Here is a 16,395-nt window from a genome sequence, read left to right on the forward strand (position 1 = left end):
GTTATGCAGACAAACTTTATTCCGAAAAAAGATACTGCCTGCTGGACCATTCAGCCAGAACAGGATCAGAATGGATTTGAATCACTGCAGATTCGCAGCTATCCTCTGAATCCCGAACAGTTCACAACCGTATCTGAACCGTATCAGAACTGGAGGGAATTGTTTCAGAACGATCCCCATTCCGATCTCGAACAGCACCCCGATCACATTCTAAGCATTTCTTCCCTGCTGCAGAAGAATCAGTCTGCAGTAAACGGCCACCTGATTTTGTGTCGACAGGGAAACAAACCTGTGGCAGCAGGAATTCTTCTCCCGAAATCAATCAGTACTAAAAAACTGCGGGGGCTCGGTCCTGCCAGACAATTACACGGCTACTTCCTGTCTGGCAAACGATTTCTGATTGCGAAAGACTATCAGTACGATCACGGCTTTCAGAATTTCATCCTGGAAGCGACTCTATCATTCTGTGGTCAAACTGCAGGCAGATATCTGCTGTTAGAAGATATTCTGATTGATGAACCACTCAATCAATCACTGATTCAACTGTCTTCTCATTGCTTAACCTATTCCCATACAGGTTTTCAATCACGCTGTCTGATTCAGTTTCCGGAAATCCCACTGGATTACTGGAACCAGTTTCGTTCCAAATCGCGACGAAAACATCGCAAATTAATACGAGATAATTCTCATTTGAAACTGGTCCGTATTACGCGTCCGGACCAGGTCGCTGATTTCCTTGATGCAGCACACCAAATATCAAAGAATACCTGGCAGACTCAGCGTCTGGGGCTGCGAGTAAAAAACAGTGCAAAAGAAATCGAAGAACTGCTGTTTTTTGCGATCAACGACTCATTACGTTCCTATCTTCTGATGGATCAGGACCAGCCAGTCGCATTCAAAATCGGTATTCAACACCAAGGAATTTACCATGATCGGGAATTTGGATTTGATCTGGACTATGCCAGTATCTCCCCCGGGGAAACCTTACTGCTGCTGATCCTTGAGGACCTGATTACGTATGACACTCCTCGCACTTTCGATTTTGGAATCGGTGATGCGGAATACAAGCAACGCTACAGCTCTGAAATAACGCAGAGTCGCTCCGTATTGCTGTTTCCATCATCTTTAAGAAATAAAAGTCTACTCAGTTATCTGAAAGCATCCTGCTGGATTGACCAGTTGTCCAGAAAGGTCCTGAAAAGGACCGGCTTGTATACCGCGTTGCGTCATCTGGTACGGTATCGAAAGCTGGGCAGCCGCTGATGAAAAAGCGAAAACACCACGAAGAATTAACTACTGAGGTCAGGCCTGCCATGAAAATCCTGTTTCTTTCAAACGTGTTTCCTAACCCGTTGCATCCCGGGAAAGGTACGTTCAACAAATCGATGATTGAATCCCTGTCGCAGACACACCGCGTACATGTCATCACACCGGTCTCCTGGATTGATGAGATTTCGCATAGACTCAAAAACAAATCACGGATGGATCGGAACTGGATGCCCGTTGAATACTTGAGCCAGCTCAGCGTGGAATATCCGCGATTCTACTACCCTCCGAAGATACTTCACCAGCATTATGGACAGTTTCTGTCATGGTCTCTCCACCAGTGCCTGCAGCGAACCATCTCCCGTTTCCAGCCTGACATCATCCTGTCCTACTGGTTACACCCTGATGGAGAAGTTGCCGTCAAAGCGGCTCAAGAACATGGAATTCCCGTCGTCGTTATGACCGGAGGCAGTGATGTGCTGCTGCTCACACAAAATCGGAATCGAAAACGTGTCATTCAAAACGTGCTCCAGCAGGCAGATGGCGTAATTACTGTCAGCAATGATATCCAGAATGCGGTGAAAAACCTGTATGTACATCCGGAGAAAATTCATACCGTCTACCGCGGTGTTAATCGGGACCTGTTCAGTCCCGGGGATCAGCGAGCCGCCCGCGAACGACTGGGACTTCCCCTGGAACGAAAAATCATAGTCAGCGTCGGACGCCTGGAACCGGTCAAGGGACACTCTGTTCTCCTGCAGGCCTGCGAGAAAATAAGTAAAGTGGGCACTCGTTTTACGTGCTATGTTTTAGGTGATGGTTCTCTGGAATCAGCTTTATTACAAAAAACAGAACAAACCGGATTGGGAGAATTCTTCCAGTTAAAGGGATCACAACAGCAACATCGGCTGGTGGACTGGTATCGTGCAGCTGACGTTATCGCATTACCCAGCCTGTCTGAAGGGATTCCCAACGTTCTCCTGGAAGCCATTTCCTGCGGGAAACCATTTGTTGCCAGTCGTGTGGGTGGAATTCCCGAAATTGCAGATCCCACCTGTGATCGACTGGTGACAGCTGACAATTCAAGTGAACTGGCTGTGGCTCTCGCTGAAATGCTGGAATCAACGACTCCTGCTGATCGGCGGAGTTTTGAACCGATGTCATGGCAGGAGTCGTCATTACAGATCAGCCAGATTCTGTCTGACTGCAGTACACGTTATACAGCTGGCCTGACCGGACAACAGAAAACACGATCGTCTTATCAGCGAAAAGACAAAAAAACAAAACAACAGACCTGAAAACAGCCGCCATGAATATCATTCGTCAATTCGTCAAGAAAGCGATTCCCGCAGTGATTCCGCCGAAACTGTATCTGGTGCATGGCGCTGTCAGCCACATCGACTCGGAAGCTCATGCCAACTGCTGCACTGCTGACACCGGGCCACTCAAAGAGATAGCCTTCACTTTTGATGATGGCCCCCACCCGGAACACACGCCACTTCTGCTGGACGTATTACAGAAATATCAGCAACAGGCCACGTTTTTTGTCATCGGTGAAAAAGCCCGGCAATATCCTCATCTGATTGAACGAATCGTCCAGGAAGGTCATGAACTCGGAAACCATACATTGACACATTCCGAACCGGCACAAACATCCACCCGCAACTTTCTTGAAGAAATTGAGCAGACCGATCAGATACTGGAGCAGCTCACAGGCAAAAAAGTGAAGCTGGTACGACCGCCGAAAGGCAAACTGAACCTCGGTAAACTGCTGGGACTCTGGCGGCAACGACGCACGGTGGTGCTCTGGGACATCGATCCTCGCGATTATCTGATGAATGACCAGTCTGAAATGATCGACTGGTGTCAGAACTATCATCCCGTTTCTGGAAATTTCTGCCTGATGCATGACAACCATCCCTACGCGATTGAAGCAGTCCGCCAGCTCTCTGAATGCCAGCACACCCGCCTTCAGTCTCACACAGTCAGTCATTGGATTGAAAATAAAACACAGCACTCAACGCGAACACAGCAGGCCTGCGCCTGATTTATAATATTGAAGGAACCACGACACCATGTCCACGATTATCTCTCGTCCAACAGAATCCTCTGACTCCCGGGATCATATATCTTCGGAAGGGACGCGAAAACGACTGCTGCTGGTCAGCTATCACTTTCCACCGGTCGGCGGTGCGGGCGTACAACGTCCGGTAAAATTCGTCAAATACCTGCGTCAATTCGGCTGGGACGTGAGTGTGCTGATGGCAGCCAACCCCTCTGTCCCTGTATTCGACAACAGTCTGCTGGTCGATATTCCGGAAGAAACAAATCTGGTCAAAGCCCGAACCTGGGAACCAGATTACTCTCTCAAACAGAACATGGCCAGCAAAAAACAGCATCATCAGTCAACCAGTCTGCTGTCATCTATGAAGTCTGGCTGCCGTAAGATCGCCAGATCAGCTGCAGGGTTATTACTTCAACCCGATTCTCAAATCCTCTGGTACCCCAATGCACTCAAAGCGGGAAAAAAACTGCTGAACGAAATGCCTCACGATGCCATACTGGCGACGGCGCCCCCCTACTCCAATCTGATTCTCGCCAGCAAACTGAAACGCATCTCGGGGCTGCCTCTGATCGTCGATTTCAGGGACGAATGGGACCTGAGCAGCAAGTACCTGGAAAATCATCAACAGGACCGAATTTCACATCTGATCCAGACCCGCTTACAGAAATCGGTCATGCAGCAGGCGGATGCCATCGTTGCGACAACCAAAGCCAGCACTCAAAGGCTGCTTGACCGCGCACACCAGTTCGGAACTGACGCCGTTGCCAGATGCATCTACAACGGCTTCGACATGGATGACTTTGATCATCTGGATCAGCCTCTGCAGAAAACACATCACCCTGCAGCGCAGAAACGATTCCGGATCGTCTATACAGGAACACTTTGGAATCTGACAACGGTCGAACCACTCATTCACGCAATCGAAGCCGTTCATCAATCACAGCCTGAGATCCTGAAAAATCTGGAACTGCAGTTCATTGGCAGAAAAACACCGGAACAACAGGCACTACTCGAACGGATCAGACAGACTGCATGCACTTTGCTTACTGAAGAATACTGTGCGCATCATGAAGCTTTGAAAAAAATGGCAAACGCTGACGCCCTGTGCCTGTTGCTCAGTGATGTCGAAGGTGCCGACCGGGTTGCTCCCGCCAAACTGTTCGAATACCTGGCGATTCAACGGGAAATATTGTCGATTACTCCTGCAGGTGAAACCGCAGAGATCCTTGGCAGTTTCTGGCCCGCATCCAATTTCCGTGCAGACAATATTGCCGGCATGGCAACCTGGTTAACAGAACGACTCACAGAAACACATGATGCCTGCATCTCTCAACCGGAACAGATAGATCAGTTCAAGCGGGAATACCAGGCGGGGCAACTGGCAGACCTGTTGAATCAACTGGTAAACAATACCGTCTGATCCAAGAGAGCGCGCACTACCAATACATTCAATAAGAAGTGAGCTGAATATGAAGTTCTGGGAAGACCTGCAAGCGAAATCAGAATGGTGCTACGGGAGCATCACCTACCGCAGCCTGCTGAAGACCTGCCTGACAGACGGCACGATGGCAATGCTGTGGTATCGACTGATGCAATGGTCTGATACCTGGAAACTGTTTCCGCTTTCCATGATTTTCAATAAGTGTAATGCCATTTTCTGCCAGTGTATCATTGGACGGGGCGCCAGTTTTGGCAGACGGTTTGTGATCATCCACAGCCAGGGGATAGTAATCAACGGTTCTGTCAAAGCCGGTGACGACATCAAAATCGAACATCAGGTGACGATCGGTGCAGAACGCAACACTTCCCCCGAGCTCGGTTCGGATATTTTCATTGGCGCCGGTGCTAAAATCATTGGCGGAATCCACGTAGGATCACATTCCAAAGTCGGTGCCAATGCGGTGGTCGTTAAGAACGTTGATTCACACACAACCGTCGGCGGGATTCCGGCGCGAGTGATCAAAACTCATAATGAAAGTCAGCCGATAAAACAGATTGAAGTGAACCAGGCTGAATTACCCTATAAACAGTTCCAGAAAGGATCATCCACATGAATCCCGTTCTGATCGCCAGCCTGTTCTGGACCTCTCTGTTTCTGATCGGTTTTTCCTATTTCGGTTACCCCCTGGTAATCTGGCTGCTGGCACGTAATAAATCCAGGCAACAAGACACAGAGGAACGGGAACCACTCGATACGAATTCTCTGCCGAAGGTATCGATCATCATCGCCGCGTATCGTGAAGAAGCAGTGATCCTCGAACGCCTCAACAACCTTGCCAGACTCGATTATCCAACATCAAAACTGGAAATCCTGATTGGCTGCGATGGAAATGAAGACCTGACTGGAGAGCTTGTCGACTCGTACGGCGATGATCAGATACGACTGATTCAGTTTGAACAACGTCGCGGGAAAGCGTCGGTACTGAATGACTGTGTTCCCCTGGCTTCGGGAGAGATTCTTGTTTTTTCCGATGCGAACACCAACATGGATCCACAGTGCATCCGACAACTCGTCAGGCATTTCCAGGACGAATCAACTGGCTGCGTCTGCGGGCAACTTATCCTCGAAGATGTAGAAACCGGGAAAAACGTAGACGGACTGTATTGGAAGTATGAGAATTTCCTCAAACATTGTGAAACCCGTCTCGGTGCAGTCCTGGGTGTGAATGGTGCGATCTATGCATTGAAAAAATCGCTTTATCAGCCTGTTCCAGCCGATACGATCATTGACGATTTTCTGATCGGCATGCGGGTCCACCTGGCAGGACAACGCCTCATCTACGATGAGAGTGCCTTCGCGGTCGAGGAATCAGCAACTTCCGTCCAGGCCGAATTCAAACGTCGTATTCGTATTGGTACCGGGGCCTTTCAGAGCCTGAAGCATCTCAAAGGTCTGCTGCATCCCCGCTATGGTTCAATCGCCTTCGCCTTCTGGTCTCACAAACTGCTGCGCTGGTTCTGTCCAGTTTTTATGGCGCTGGCCTTCTTAAGTAACCTGTTTTTATTAAATCAACCACTGTATCAGGCAACACTGTCGCTGCAGATACTGTTTTATATTTCTGCTTTCATTGGTATGAAGCTGAATGGCAGCAGTCGCCTGTTAAAACTCTGTCGCGTTCCCGGCATGTTCGTTCAGATGAATCTGGCCTTAGGGATCGGCCTGTACCGCTGGCTCTTTACCAGGCAAAGTGGCATCTGGGAACGTACCGAACGCAGTCAGCCTGTTTCGGTTCCGGTGAATGATCACCATATTCCGGAAACAGATCCTGTCGTCAGTGACGTGGAGTCGACGACTGCTGATACCCTCCCCTTTACAAAAAGCTGAAGCAACATGTCCCCGTTTCTATTTACCTGTATTATGATTAGTGTCACCTTATTGATAGGTCTGGCTGGCGCATTCTGTTTTGCCATCCGGGCCCGGAACATGCAGTACTGGCTCCCCGCTTACCTGCTTTCAAAGAAGCGAGATCCGAAACTCTCCTTCAGCCCGGAACAACCCCGACATATTTTCATTGCGGTCTGTGACCACTTTGAACCGGAATGGGGTAACCCCACGAAATCAGAGGCGATTGCCCGCGTCGATCGCTGGTGTGAAGAATACCCGGCTCGATTTTCCCGGTTCAGCGATTCGCGGGGACAAGTGCCACAACATACATTCTTCTACCCTCAAGACCAGTATGCGCCTGAGTACCTGGATCGTCTCGCGTCCCTCTGTAAACAGGGATACGGTGATGTGGAAATTCATTTACATCATGACCATGACACAGCAGACGGCCTGCGACAGAAAATGAACGAGTTTCGCCAGACCCTCTTCGACCGGCATGGTCTACTGAGAAAAGATCCCCAGACGGGAGAGATTCTCTACAGTTTTATCCACGGTAACTGGGCACTTTGCAACTCGCGTCCCGATGGTCGCTGGTGTGGCGTCGACAATGAGATTGAAATCCTGCTGGAAACCGGCTGTTATGCCGACCTGACCATGCCCTCCGCCCCCAGTAATACTCAGACCGAAATCATCAACAGCATCTATTACGCAAAAAACCGCCCGGGAGAACGGAAATCACAGAACCAGGGAGTTCATACCCAGGTAGGTCACTCACCTGATTCAGACAGTCTGCTGATGATCCAGGGACCGTTAAGACTCGACTGGAGTCAACGCAAATGGGGTCTGGTGCCACGAATCGAAAATTCGGATCTGCACGCGGGACGTCCCGGCACGATTAATCGATTACATCACTGGCTGGCCGCAGATGTCCACGTCACCGGGCGCCCCGACTGGACTTTTATTAAACTCCATACCCATGGTGCCAAGCCTGGCAATATCGACACCCTGCTGGGGCCGGAAACAGAAGCTTTTCATACAGAACTCCGTGCAGAAGCCGAACGGCACCCCGAGTGGAAGTATTACTATGTCACTGCCTGGGAGATGGCCGCCCTGATCCATCAGGCGGAACAGGGAGTTACTATTCCTGATTTTGACGCGATTCATAAGCAATCAACACAAGTATCTGAACCGCTGATCAATGCTGAGACCCCCGCGGTCAGCAGTAAAAAATAAAGAAAGTTATCATTCTATTTTTTACTGCATGGCAGCGGACGACTGTTTCTGAACAAATTCGCATTGACCAGAATATTAAGATTTGTCAAGATCATCGGCGAAGGTGCGATGGTTGAAAGCCCATCCTTCAGACTTCCTATCTTATCATTCGATATCGAATTACCGGCAAGCGCACTGCTGGTCTGATCGCGAGAGAAATCCATACTGGCTCATCAACGTTTCAAGGAGGAAACATAATGAGTGTCACATTAGTGCATACCGGCGTATCACATACTCGCATCGAGTACTGTATTTGGGAAGCACTGAATCAAATCTGGCCTCACTCATCTACGATAGCCCGCTTCGGAACAGGGTTTTCCCCTGCGCGCGAGATCAACACTGTTGACTCTGATCTGATCATCAGTACCAGCCTGGAAGCAGCCGCTTCTATCAAATGCCAGGAACACCAGTTACACATGTGTTATCTGGAACCCCGTTCCAGTAATCATGCCCCTCTGAATCAGCAGCTCATCAACAGTTTGACGGAAGTGGAATTTGTCGTTCCTACAAAGACCCTTCAGAATCAGAATCGGGATCGATTCACATCGTTCGTCAAACCACCTGTGGACACCGATTTCTTCTGCTCCGGATTCGACCAGAGAACGGAGTTTTACCTGCTGGTTGTTGATGGCCAGTGGACCGCATCTGATCAACTTGCCGTGAATGCCTGTCAGGAATTGGGGCGAAGCCTCTCGATTGCAGGAATCAGTGCTGAGCAACTCCCACAGGATCTGCAGGATCATCCCCTGATTGAACTTCTGGGCCCACTGGATGATCAGCAACTGCGGGATCAATACCGCCTCTGCTCTGCCGTGATTTGTCCCCGTGAAGTTGATTTCGACCTTTCAGCCATTGAGGCACAAAGTTGTGGTACTCCTGTCGTAATCTACTCGGACTGCGAAGCAGCCCGTTCAGTCGTCTGTTTCGAACAGAATGGACTGGGGAGTGGAATTTATTTTGAAGAGCAAGCGGTTGTGTCTCTTGCCAGTTCAATCCGTGAACTGGAACTCAGACCTCAGCGTTGCCAGCCCGTAATTGGCTGGTGTTGTGCCGCACAGTTTTCTTTTCATCAGTTTCAGATTGCCTTTAACCAGGCCATCGCTAAAGAAATTGCCTACCGGATCCAGACAGCTGCACGCAAAAAACAGATCCAGGATCAACAAGACGACCAGGGACCTGCAGAAGAGCGCATCGCCGCATAGTCTGCTCACAATTGACTGCAGTTCAGGGACTGAATCAAGCGACTGTAGAAGAGACATCAGCTGACGCAGTCCCCTGTTGCTTAGTCTGTCGGACATGAATTCTTCAATCGTCCGGACACACACTTTCATCGAAACCTGTCCCCTCTTTGTTGGTAATCTGGGAAACTTTCGCAAAGTGTTACACCTGGACCTGTTTGCATATTGATAGACATAATCAGTCTGATAATTCCAGTTTCCCGGCTGAAACCACTGGCAGAAACACAATTGAAACTCGCTTCAACCGAAGCAGATCTTTTGTGCTGTTCTGCTTGATCCTTATTCTCGATCCTATTCCATTTTAATGACTTACAACAATATTGAGAAACGCGGATCATTATTGCATTTTAAAGTCCAACCCAAATAAAGACCTGGCATGATTCAGGGTGCGACGAACGCAGGTTTTCCCGCACCAGACCCCATACCACCCATTCACACAATACCACCTATTCTCGGCAACAGGATCCTGCTGACTATTTCTCCAATCGCATTAGACGCGTCTACTGTGACGATCTGGAGTCCTGTATCCAAGACGCCGATATGTAAACTATAAGTAAAAATTCCAGAATCAGTGGCAAGTCGCTGTTTTCTATAAATCATTCAATCGCCAGGCAAGGATGCAAGCGGCTCATGTCAAATCAAACCATCGAATCACTGGAACAACGGGTTAAAGAGCTGGAAACCCAAATTGAAGACTATCAGAAGCAGTTGATTCATGCTCAGAAAATGAGTTCTGTCGGCGCTCTGGCGTCTTCAATTACTCACGAGTTCAATAACATCCTGACCACCGTAATCAATTACGCCAAACTGGGTTTGCGTCACAAAGAAGAAGAACGCCGCGAGAAAGCATTTAACAAAATCCTGTCTGCCGGTCAGCGTGCTGCAAAAATCACGACCGGGATGCTTTCCTATGCCCGCGGCAGTGACAGCCGTCAGGAACCAGTTGATCTGGTCGTACTGGTGAAAAGTGTGATTGCCCTGGTCGAAAAAGATCTCTCGATGAACCGTGTCAATCTGCACACTCATTTCGAGGCCCAGCCAGAGGTTAGTCTCAATCCGAACCAGATTCAGCAGGTGCTTGTCAATCTGATCGTCAATGCACGACAGGCCATGCCTACCGGAGGTCGACTTGATCTGGCGGTTCGACTGAACGCGGAAGCCAATATGGCAGAAGTCATTGTTCGTGACAGTGGAGCAGGCATCCCGTCAGAGCAACTGCATCATATCTTTGATCAGTTCTACACCACCAAAGAAGCGGATGAAAATGGTCAGGGAGGAACCGGACTGGGTCTTTCTCTGGCGAAAGAAGTCATGGAAGCGCATCACGGCCGGATTCGTGTAGAAAGTGCCGTCGGTAAAGGAACCGCATTCACACTGAAGTTCCCGCTTTCTACCGCTGCCATCGAAGCCGCCTGAAACACGAAACGGACGACATAAAATCAGCATTCGATTGCCTGACCAATCAGGGAATGTGATATTTTAGCCTGTTTCCATTGAATTCCTTAAAGCGTTAGACTATATAATCTTAATCTCAGGCCGGAGTGGCGGAATCGGCAGACGCGCTGGATTCAAAATCCAGTGAGGGTAAACCTCGTGGGGGTTCAAGTCCCCCCTCCGGTACTTGTAAAAACCCGACAGGAAATGGCGTGAAAGCCTTTCCCGTCGGGTTTTTGCTTTTGAGACTGGTCCTTGCTGAGGCTCAACCGATGTCTGTATCAGCTATTACTTTTTAGCCAGATCCAGAAAAACGATATGCGAGGGGTTACCCACGGCGGCATACTGACCGGTGAACGTCAATTTCCCCGTGACTCTGTCTACCTTGAAAATGGCGATGTTGTCTGCTCGCTGATTGCCGCAGTACAGGAATTCTCCTGTGGGATCAAAACTGAAGCTGCGGGGATAATTGCCGCGGGTCCATTCATCGGCCACCCAGGTCAATTCGCCCTGTGGGCCGACTGCGAAGATGCCAATGCTGTCATGCAGCCGATTGCCTGCATAAACAAACTTACCGTCATCTGAAACCAGAATTTCGGAGCAGAAGTTGCTGCCTTTAAAACCGACTGGCAGAGTTGAAACAGTCTGTCGTGCCGTCAGCGTTCCTGCTTTCGAGTCATAATCGAACAAGACCAGGGTCGAACCCTCTTCCTGAATGGAATAGAACCAGCGCCCATTGGGATGGAAGTGGAAGTGCCTGGGACCATCGCCGGGAGGCAGAGAGATCGCAGGCGGATCGTTCGGGGTCAGTTTTCCCGTTTTCTCATCGAACTTCCAGATATAGATTTTGTCCAGCCCCAGATCGACGTGCAGTACAAACCGACCGGATGGATCGGCCTGAATCATGTGTGCGTGCGTGTGATCGTGACCGCTGAAGGCAAAGCTGCCTTCCGGTGCATTTTCAGCGGTGGTGGGACCAATCTTTCCGGCATCGTTTTTGACGTCAGTGGCTTCGCCAAGTGATCCATCATCGAGTATGGGAAGCACGGAGACCGATCCACCAAAATAATTCGCGATCAACAGATATTTTCCAGAAGGATGAATGCTCACATAGGTAGGTCCGTCTCCCCCCGAGTTGACCTTGTTGAGTGGGGTCAGCGATCCGTCTTCGCTGTTAATGGAAAAAGCGGAAACGGAACCGTGTTTCTCTTTCCCCACTCGATCAGTTTCGTTCGTGGAATAAAGACGCGTGCCGCTTGCGTTGACCGCCAGACAACTGGGACTGGTTCCCATCCGCTGGATGCCGGCGGGAGTCATCGCTCCGGTCTTACGATCGATCTTGAAGAGATGAATGCCCCGTCCATTGCCGGGTGGCAGATCGACTTGAGTGTCTAGTACATCCTGCAGGGGAGAACTGAACGTGCCGACATAGGCCATCAGTGGCTTGTCTGCCGACTTTGATTCTGCGTGAGCCAGGCCAGTAATGAGGGGCAATGTACCTGTCATGGCGAGGGACGATTTCAGGAACGAACGACGAGATTGATCGTGGCGATTCATGGAGTCTATTTCTATTGATGATCAAAGGTGTAAGATTTTCAGAGAGCCTGTTCCCGATGATATATTGCCTGCTGACAGATTGCATCTGTTATCAGTGATTCATTCGAAACCATGTCTTGATTGGGGCTGAAATGCTCGCAAATCGCTGTTTATTTCCTCCCGGACCGAAATCATCACAATTGTGCCACCGTTTGTCTGATTGCAGTGAAATAACTTGCCCCAAACGATACAGATGGATAGACTTATAGAACTTCTCTCTGATCCTACCATACTGGTGACCTCAGAACGAAGGCAGGCACAAAATTCAGAATGAAGATTTAACGGGTTCATTGCGCGCCGAATCCAGCAGAATACTGTGTCTACCGGAAGTTCTATCCATGTCAGCCTATCGCTTTCCACTCGCCTGCAGCACAGTACTGCTGCTCTGTCTCTGTTTCTCCTGTCGGCAGAACCCACAAGAAGAGACTGATCGAAACGCGGTGTCTCAACAGTCACAAGCCGAGGCTGAAAGCGGACAAACTTCTGCAACAGGGCAAACCTCTGAGCCGGCAGTTCAGACAAGCAACGTTATCAGCAAGCAACCAGCCGAAACTGAAACAAAAACCATTGATCCCAAGATGGTCATCACACCCGGCAAACCGATGACGGTAGAGCGTTATCAGGCGGTCAAAGCTAAACTCAAAGGCCTTGGCCTGGGCCTGCATAACTCGCATGATGAGCACGGGGCTTTCTTACCCTCGACGGAAAAACATCCTGAATACTACGACGAAAATGGTCAGCTGAAAGTGAGCTGGCGAGTGCATATCCTGCCTTATCTGGGCCAGAAGCCGCTGTACGAACAGTTCAAACTGGATGAAGCCTGGAACAGCCCCCACAATGCTCCCCTGGTGAAACGCATGCCCGATATCTACCGCTCTCCGGACACCCCCGCCGATTCCGATAAAACCCGCTTTCGTGTATTTGAAGGCCAATGGAAAAAAAACAGCAGAGGCAGCGCGTCTCCGACAACCATCTTTCCGCAGGGGAAACCGGCCCGGATTCGCGACATTCGGGATGGGTCATCCAACACGGTCATGGTGGTCGAAGCGGGACCGGATAAAGCAGTCGAATGGACCAGACCCGGAGGACTGAACAGCGAACATCCTAAAGCAGAATTCGGGAATGCAGCGCGGGGAATCCCCGTGCTGCTGAGCGATGGCGCGACACTTTGTTTCAAGCGGGATATCGATGAAGGCAAATGGAAAGACCTGATTGACCCAAACGATGGCAAAGTAATGGACTGGAGAGAATTTCTAATCATCCATACGACATTGAAGCCCAAGCAGATTCAAATTTTACAACAGTTGCGCATGATCGCCGTCGCTTTCTTTCGCTATACAGATAAGTATCAACGATTTCCGCCTGCCGACGAGCAACTGGTGGATGGAAAGCCCCTCCTGAGCTGGCGGGTGCACCTGCTCCCCTTACTGGGTCAGGATGCGCTGTACCAGCAGTTCAAACTGGATGAGCCCTGGGACAGTCCTCACAACAAGACCTTGCTGGAGAAAATGCCGGGCTTCTACCAGTTTGGGCCACAGGGTAATCCGGGCACCACACGGATCATGACTTTTTCCGGTGAGAAGTCCCCCTTCCCGGGAGGGCCGGGACCCCGCTTCAGAGACATTACTGACGGATCTTCGAATACCATTCTATTCGTCATCGCTGCCCCGGACAAAGCGGTCCCCTGGACGAAACCGGAGGATCTTCCCTTTGACTCGGCAAATCCGATCAAAGCACTGGGAGCATTGTCCACGCCAGATTTCCCGGCGGCCATGTTTGATGGTTCACTTGCTTCTGTGCCCGTGAACATCCCTGCGGCAACGTTATCGAAACTGATTCAACCTGACGACGGCATGATCACTGGTGCAGAACTTAAACCTTACCGTCCCCAATAATACCGCAAGCAGTTTCTGTCTGATTCGGGCAGCCTGCTCTATCTCTGAAACGAAACAATCACTTTTTCGATGAGAGTCTTATCTATGAAATTTTCACGCAGCATCCCACTTCTGTTTCTGACCATCCTCTTCAGTACCAACAACGGTGGCTGCCAGAAGAATCCCCCCACAAGCCCGGAAACGGATGCGAAACAGGCCGCCGCCGAGAGTCCTGCAGAAAATACTGCTGAGGAAAAAGCTTCTTCAACTACGACTCCGGAAGAAATGCCCATTGATCCAAAACTGGTGGTCAAGCCAGGTGAGCCGATGACAGCAGAGCGATTTAAAACTGTGAAAGAAAATCTCAAGCAATTGGGGCTGTCGCTGCACAACTTCCATGAAGAATACAGCATGTTCTTACCCTCTCCGGAAGACCATCCAGAATACTATGATGAGAACGGCCTTCTGAAGGTAAGCTGGCGGGTGCACCTTCTGCCTTTCCTCGATCAGAAGGATCTGTACAACCAATTCAAACTGGGTGAAGCCTGGGACAGTCCGCACAATGCTCTCCTGGCAAAAAACATGCCTGAGACCTTCCGCTCCCCGGATACTCCAGCTAATGCAACAAAGACGCGCTTCCGCATTTTTCAGGGCAAACCTGAAAAGGACAGCGAAGGTAAAATGAGAATGACTTCCCTGTTCCCCCTGGGAACACCTGCCCGTATAAGAGATACCCTTGATGGGACTTCCAACACGATTATGGTGGTCGAAGTCGGTCCCGATAAAGCTGTCGAATGGACCAAGCCTGGCGGACTGAGCCTGACACAACCCAAAGAGGAACTGGGGGCTACCGCCTCTACAGTTGCCGTTCTGAAAGGTGACGGTTCCGTCTCCCTGATCAAACAGGATCTGGACAAGATTCAATGGAAAGAACTTGTGGGCCCACAAGACATGACCCGGATCGACTGGGATGCCATTGAGGTTCAACCGTAGAAAGCATCCCCCCGAGGCATGTCTCTCGTTTCTCTCAGATCGGACGGGGAGTGAATCGTCTGCTGCGGTTCACTCCTGTCGTCTGTTATTTGAAGCCAACGACATTGAATTACCGAAACAGAAATAAACATCCCCATGATGTGATTCAGATCCCCACCCAGCTCCTTTATTTTTTCTCAAAGATCCCCAGACGACCATGACAATCAGTTTTCAATGCCAAAAGTGTGGTAAGAACTATAAAGTCAGTGATGACAAAGCCGGTAAAAAAGTCAAATGTCGCCAGTGTGATGCACCTGTGCGCATTCCGGAACTCGAAGCCAATGACTTTTCAGAAGAGTGGGAAGAACCAGAACCGGAATATGAGGCCCCTGCCCGACGTCGCAAAAGCAGCGCACCAAAAAATAAGTCGAAATCCAAAAGCCGAAAAAAAACAGCTGGTGGTCCGAACCAGAAGCTGTTGATCGCAGGTGGCGCGGTGGCATTCGTACTGATTGGCGGCGGCCTGTTGTTTATGTTCTCTTCCAGTAAATCAGGTGGAGGCCTTTTCAAGTCGATCACGGACAAAGTCGATGTGGTTGTCAATTCACAACTAGACAAGTCCGCTGGCAAATCGGGAAGTAACGGAAGCGGATCTGCAGGCTCCGACATTGATAACATGAAAAAAATTGGCCTGGCGTTTCATAACTTCCATGATTCATTTACCCGTTTTCCTCCCGCGGATGCGCATCTGGTCGATGGAAAACCACTGCTCAGCTGGCGCGTACACATGCTGCCTTTTCTCGGCCAGAAAGAGCTTTATCAACGTTTTAATCTGCAGGAGTCCTGGGACAGCCCCCATAATTCTGCCCTGCTGAATGAGATGCCGGATATCTATCAGACCGAGGGAGTCAATCAAGCAGGTTACACTTCGATCATGACCTTCAGTGGCGAGGGTACCCCCTTCACCGGAGGTAAAGGGCCACAAATACGGAACTTTGTTGACGGTACGGGAAATGTCATCCTCTGCGTTCAGGCAGGCCCGGACAAAGCGGTCCCCTGGACACAACCAGTCGATCTCCCCTTCAATCAGGCCAATCCAGTCAGCGTACTGGGGCAGACATCCCGGGGCGCATTCCTCTGTATCATGGCTGATGGTTCGATCAGAAAAATTCCAGCTGGCATTTCCCCTCAAACACTTAAGAATGCGATTCAGCATAATGACGGTCAGGTAGTACCCCTGTTTTGAGGCAGATAATCGAACCCAGATATTTCCAGCGCTAATATTAATATCTCTTCATTCTTAAGTTAGACAAGATAAATATTCTGGCAAAGACATGTCTTCTTTTGTATGCT

General features: G+C 49.9%; 13 protein-coding genes and 1 tRNA gene. 13 read left to right on the forward strand and 1 reads right to left on the reverse strand.

Annotated features, from left to right (window positions below; translation table 11 throughout):
- Positions 1 to 3: 3 nt before the first annotated feature.
- The 10 genes from GmarT_RS16015 (at position 4) to GmarT_RS16060 (ending at position 10,786) form a co-directional block, all read left to right on the forward strand.
- Positions 4 to 1,263 (forward strand): GNAT family N-acetyltransferase, encoded by a 1,260-nt coding sequence (locus GmarT_RS16015; protein ID WP_002648013.1) that lies wholly within the window; start codon positions 4 to 6, stop codon positions 1,261 to 1,263.
- Complete coding sequence (locus GmarT_RS16020; RefSeq protein ID WP_002648012.1) at positions 1,263 to 2,564, forward strand: glycosyltransferase; 1,302 nt, start codon at positions 1,263 to 1,265, stop codon at positions 2,562 to 2,564. Before GmarT_RS16015 ends, GmarT_RS16020 begins: the two co-directional genes overlap by 1 nt.
- Positions 2,565 to 2,575: 11 nt before the next feature.
- Entirely contained in the window at positions 2,576 to 3,313 is a 738-nt protein-coding gene (locus tag GmarT_RS16025; RefSeq protein WP_002648011.1) for a polysaccharide deacetylase family protein, read from the forward strand.
- A gap of 28 nt (positions 3,314 to 3,341) precedes the next feature.
- On the forward strand, positions 3,342 to 4,751 hold the full coding sequence (locus GmarT_RS16030) for a glycosyltransferase family protein (RefSeq protein WP_002648010.1): 1,410 nt from the start codon (positions 3,342 to 3,344) through the stop codon (positions 4,749 to 4,751).
- Positions 4,752 to 4,800: 49 nt separating this feature from the next.
- Positions 4,801 to 5,385 carry a serine O-acetyltransferase gene (locus GmarT_RS16035; RefSeq protein ID WP_002648009.1) on the forward strand — a complete coding sequence of 195 codons (585 nt, stop codon included), beginning with the start codon at positions 4,801 to 4,803 and terminating at the stop codon, positions 5,383 to 5,385.
- Entirely contained in the window at positions 5,382 to 6,656 is a 1,275-nt protein-coding gene (locus tag GmarT_RS16040) for a glycosyltransferase family 2 protein (protein ID WP_002648008.1), read from the forward strand. The genes GmarT_RS16035 and GmarT_RS16040 overlap by 4 nt, the downstream gene beginning before the upstream one ends.
- A gap of 6 nt (positions 6,657 to 6,662) precedes the next feature.
- Entirely contained in the window at positions 6,663 to 7,889 is a 1,227-nt protein-coding gene (locus tag GmarT_RS16045; protein ID WP_187782296.1) for a hypothetical protein, read from the forward strand.
- A 236-nt stretch (positions 7,890 to 8,125) separates the two neighbouring features.
- The gene (locus tag GmarT_RS16050; RefSeq protein WP_002648005.1) at positions 8,126 to 9,130 is read left to right on the forward strand and encodes a glycosyltransferase; all 1,005 of its coding nucleotides are present in this window, start codon (positions 8,126 to 8,128) and stop codon (positions 9,128 to 9,130) included.
- Between the two features lie 666 nt (positions 9,131 to 9,796).
- Positions 9,797 to 10,582 carry a sensor histidine kinase gene (locus GmarT_RS16055; protein WP_002648003.1) on the forward strand — a complete coding sequence of 262 codons (786 nt, stop codon included), beginning with the start codon at positions 9,797 to 9,799 and terminating at the stop codon, positions 10,580 to 10,582.
- Positions 10,583 to 10,701: 119 nt separating this feature from the next.
- Positions 10,702 to 10,786: transfer RNA gene (locus GmarT_RS16060), tRNA-Leu, on the forward strand.
- Positions 10,787 to 10,888: 102 nt separating this feature from the next.
- Here the strand turns inward: GmarT_RS16060 and GmarT_RS16065 are convergent.
- The gene (locus GmarT_RS16065) at positions 10,889 to 12,157 is read right to left on the reverse strand and encodes a lactonase family protein (RefSeq protein ID WP_002648002.1); all 1,269 of its coding nucleotides are present in this window, start codon (positions 12,155 to 12,157) and stop codon (positions 10,889 to 10,891) included.
- Positions 12,158 to 12,534: 377 nt separating this feature from the next.
- Here GmarT_RS16065 and GmarT_RS16070 point away from each other — a divergent pair, with 377 nt between their 5' ends.
- From GmarT_RS16070 to GmarT_RS16080, 3 genes are all read left to right on the forward strand, one after another.
- Positions 12,535 to 14,091, forward strand: a complete 1,557-nt coding sequence (locus tag GmarT_RS16070; RefSeq protein WP_002648001.1) for a DUF1559 family PulG-like putative transporter — start codon at positions 12,535 to 12,537, stop codon at positions 14,089 to 14,091.
- 84 nt (positions 14,092 to 14,175) lie between these two features.
- A complete protein-coding gene (locus tag GmarT_RS16075; RefSeq protein ID WP_002648000.1) occupies positions 14,176 to 15,063 on the forward strand; it encodes a DUF1559 family PulG-like putative transporter in 888 nt (295 codons plus the stop codon).
- A 196-nt stretch (positions 15,064 to 15,259) separates the two neighbouring features.
- A complete protein-coding gene (locus tag GmarT_RS16080; RefSeq protein ID WP_002647999.1) occupies positions 15,260 to 16,288 on the forward strand; it encodes a DUF1559 family PulG-like putative transporter in 1,029 nt (342 codons plus the stop codon).
- The last annotated feature ends 107 nt before the right edge of the window (positions 16,289 to 16,395 follow it).

The sequence above is a fragment of the Gimesia maris genome, assembly GCF_008298035.1.
In the GTDB taxonomy this organism is placed as follows: domain Bacteria; phylum Planctomycetota; class Planctomycetia; order Planctomycetales; family Planctomycetaceae; genus Gimesia; species Gimesia maris.

Coding starts and splice junctions, on each gene's coding strand:
- GmarT_RS16050 (WP_002648005.1), top strand. CDS start 8,126: ATGAGTGTCACATTAGTGCATACCGGCGTATCACATACTCGCATCGAG.
- GmarT_RS16045 (WP_187782296.1), top strand. CDS start 6,663: ATGTCCCCGTTTCTATTTACCTGTATTATGATTAGTGTCACCTTATTG.
- GmarT_RS16070 (WP_002648001.1), top strand. CDS start 12,535: ATGTCAGCCTATCGCTTTCCACTCGCCTGCAGCACAGTACTGCTGCTC.
- GmarT_RS16040 (WP_002648008.1), top strand. CDS start 5,382: ATGAATCCCGTTCTGATCGCCAGCCTGTTCTGGACCTCTCTGTTTCTG.
- GmarT_RS16020 (WP_002648012.1), top strand. CDS start 1,263: ATGAAAAAGCGAAAACACCACGAAGAATTAACTACTGAGGTCAGGCCT.
- GmarT_RS16030 (WP_002648010.1), top strand. CDS start 3,342: ATGTCCACGATTATCTCTCGTCCAACAGAATCCTCTGACTCCCGGGAT.
- GmarT_RS16025 (WP_002648011.1), top strand. CDS start 2,576: ATGAATATCATTCGTCAATTCGTCAAGAAAGCGATTCCCGCAGTGATT.
- GmarT_RS16055 (WP_002648003.1), top strand. CDS start 9,797: ATGTCAAATCAAACCATCGAATCACTGGAACAACGGGTTAAAGAGCTG.
- GmarT_RS16080 (WP_002647999.1), top strand. CDS start 15,260: ATGACAATCAGTTTTCAATGCCAAAAGTGTGGTAAGAACTATAAAGTC.
- GmarT_RS16015 (WP_002648013.1), top strand. CDS start 4: ATGCAGACAAACTTTATTCCGAAAAAAGATACTGCCTGCTGGACCATT.
- GmarT_RS16075 (WP_002648000.1), top strand. CDS start 14,176: ATGAAATTTTCACGCAGCATCCCACTTCTGTTTCTGACCATCCTCTTC.
- GmarT_RS16065 (WP_002648002.1), bottom strand. CDS start 12,157: ATGAATCGCCACGATCAATCTCGTCGTTCGTTCCTGAAATCGTCCCTC.
- GmarT_RS16035 (WP_002648009.1), top strand. CDS start 4,801: ATGAAGTTCTGGGAAGACCTGCAAGCGAAATCAGAATGGTGCTACGGG.